The sequence below is a fragment of the Natronospira sp. genome, assembly GCF_007134575.1.
Lineage (GTDB): Bacteria > Pseudomonadota > Gammaproteobacteria > Natronospirales > Natronospiraceae > Natronospira > Natronospira elongata.
The window spans coordinates 1-2,873 of sequence record NZ_SLKM01000025.1; the positions used below are offsets into that span (position 1 = coordinate 1).

The following is a 2,873-nucleotide window of genomic DNA, read 5'->3' on the forward strand; positions in this document are numbered from 1 at the left end:
CGATGACGACGCGGTGATCTTCATGAACTGGCGCGCCGACCGGGCCCGTGAGCTGACCCAGGCCTTCACCGCCGAGGATTTTGACGGCTTCCAGCGTCGCCGCCTGGCACTGGCCGGCTTTGTCACCACCACCGAGTACCAGGAAGACTTCGATCTGCCGGTGGCCTTCCCCCCCAGCCAGCCGAAGAACAATCTGGGCGAATACGGGGCGGCCCTGGGTCTGCGCCAGCTTCGCATTGCGGAAACCGAAAAATATGCCCACGTCACCTTCTTCCTCAACGGTGGCCGCGAAGAACCCTATCCGGGCGAGGATCGAGTGCTGGTGCCCTCACCGGGGGTCAAGACCTATGATCTCAAGCCGGAGATGAGTGCACCGGAGGTGACCGACAAGCTGGTGGCAGCGATCGAGTCGGGCCAGTACGACTTCATCATCAGCAACTACGCCAATGCCGACATGGTGGGTCACACCGGTAATCTGCAAGCGGCAATCCAGGCCATCGAGACGCTGGACCAGTGCCTCGGCCGTCTGCACAAGGCAATCCGCGCAGCCGGTGGCGAGATGTTGATCACCGCCGACCACGGCAATGCCGAGAAGATGGCGGATGCCGAAACCGGTCAGGCTCACACAGCCCATACCACCAATCTGGTGCCCCTGGTCTATGTGGGTCGCCAGGGCCGTTTGCTGGACGATGGTGGGCTTTGTGACATCGCCCCCACCATGCTGACACTGATGGGCCAGCCCATTCCCGATGAAATGAGCGGCCACAGCCTGGTCGAGCTCAAGCGCTAGCACTCCATCCAGCGACCGGGAAACCATCGCCTGACAGCGTCTGCTGGGTAGACGCCGGGAGTGCTTGCGGGCTCGACCCCTTCGGGCCTATCTTGCACCCTCGGACGAACTCGACTGGACCCTTTCATGGATCGCCATCGCTCACTCGCCTTGCTGCTGTGCTGCCTGCTTGGCCTCGGGCTGGCAATGAGCGGTCATGCCGAGGAATCGAGCGACAGTGAAGCCCGCCAGGCGGAACTGGAGGCGCTGCAATCCCGCATCCAGTCATTGCGCGAGAACCTGGAAGCCGAGCGCGGCCAACGGGACCAGGCCAGTGAAGCCCTGCGTGCGGCCGAAGAGGAGGTCAACCGCTTGGGCCGCGAACTGCGCCGGATCGAATCGGATATTGCCGCTCGCGAAGCCCGTCTGGATGATCTGCAGTCAGAGAAGACCGAGCGTGAGCAGGAGATCGCCACCGAACGGGAGGCCCTGGCACGACAGATCCAGGGCGCCTACCGGACCGGCCGGGAAGAACAGCTCAAACTGCTGCTGAACCAGGAAGACCCGGCCGCATTCGGTCGCATGCTGGTCTATTACGACTATCTCAATCGCGCCCGCAGCGCCCGCATTGAACGGATCGGCGAACATGTCCGCCGCCTTGCCAGCCTGGCCGAGGAAGTGGATGAGGCGCTGGAGGAGCTGGCGTCGGCCCGCAGTCGTCAGCGGGACTCCCTGCAAGCCATGGAAGCAACCCGGGAATCCCGGGAAGAAGCGGTGGCAGAGATCGAGGCCCGACTCAGGGACCGGGGCGAGAGACTGACCCGGCTGGAAGAGGACGAGGCCGAACTGCAGCAGCTGATCCGTTCCCTGCAGGATGCACTGGAAGACATTCCCTCCGATCTGCACCGTGGCCGGCGCTTTACCGAATTGCGTGGCGAACTCCCCTGGCCGGTGGACGGCCGACTCACGCGCCGCTTTGGGGATTCCCGCGCCGGTGGCCGCATGCGCTGGCGCGGGCTGGTGATCCAGGCCGACCGGGGCAGCGAGGTGCGGGCCGTGTCCCATGGCCGCGTCGCTTACTCCGGCTGGCTGCAGCATTACGGCCTGGTCCTGATTCTCGACCATGGCGAGGGCTATCTGAGCCTTTATGGTCATAATGAAGCCGTCTACCACGAAGTGGGCGACTGGGTTCGGCCGGGTGATGTGATCGCCTCTGTTGGCGACAGTGGTGGCCAGGATCGCAGCGGCCTGTACTTTGAAATCCGCAACGGCCGCGATCCGGTCAACCCCGCCAACTGGCTCGCGAACCGCTGACGAGTCGATCATCGCCGCCGGTCAGCAAGCACTGAAACCTGCGCCTGCGGCGGTGGTCCGATTAAGCGTGGACTTGCTAGTATCAGGACAGGGCTTTCAAGGGCTTGCCTGGGCCTCCCCGAAATAGGGCACAACCATGGATCTGATGTCGATGAAAACACGCACCGCGCTGGTTCTGGCCATCGGCTTTCTGCTGGGAAGCCTGTTGTCGGTCACCCATGGCGTCTTTGCCGAGCGGGAGCGACAGGCGGAGCTGCCCTATGAGCAGGCGCGGCTGCTGGCGGAAGTACTGGAACGGGTACGCCAGGGCTATGTTGACCCCATCGACGACGAGGAGCTAATGGAGCATGCCATTCGCGGCATGCTCTCCAGCCTGGATGATCACTCCGGCTTTCTCGATCCCGAGGAGTATCGCCAGATGCAGGACACCACCTCCGGCCGCTACGGTGGGCTGGGCCTGGAAGTGACCCAGGAGGACGGCGTGGTGACCGTGATCGCTCCGATTGCGGGCAGCCCTGGTGAACGGGCTGGCCTGAAAGCCGGTGACCGGATTCTCAGCGTTGACGGCGATTCCCTCGAGGGCATGAGTCTGGATGAGGCGGTACGCCTGATGCGCGGCGAACCCGGCAGCTCGATTACCCTCGGCGTGCTGTCGCCTGACAAGGACGCGCCCCGGGATGTGGAGCTGGTGAGAGAACGTATTCAGACCCGCAGCGTGCGTTCCCGTCTGCTGGAGCCGGGTATCGGCTATCTGCGGGTCAGTCATTTCCGTGACCAGGTGGGGCGTCAG

3 protein-coding genes are annotated in these 2,873 nt (G+C 63.9%); all 3 read left to right on the plus strand.

The features are described from left to right. A partial coding sequence (gene gpmI / locus ACJWXQ_RS01110) for a 2,3-bisphosphoglycerate-independent phosphoglycerate mutase (protein WP_406671966.1) occupies nt 1-790 on the plus strand: 790 nt, incomplete at its 5' end. A 126-nt stretch (nt 791-916) separates the two neighbouring features. Next, nucleotides 917-2,083: a murein hydrolase activator EnvC family protein gene (locus ACJWXQ_RS01115; protein WP_406671967.1), complete on the plus strand. Its 1,167-nt coding sequence runs from the start codon at nt 917-919 to the stop codon at nt 2,081-2,083. A gap of 151 nt (nt 2,084-2,234) precedes the next feature. Further along, nucleotides 2,235-2,873: S41 family peptidase (locus ACJWXQ_RS01120; protein ID WP_406671968.1), on the plus strand; the 639-nt coding region annotated here is incomplete at its 3' end.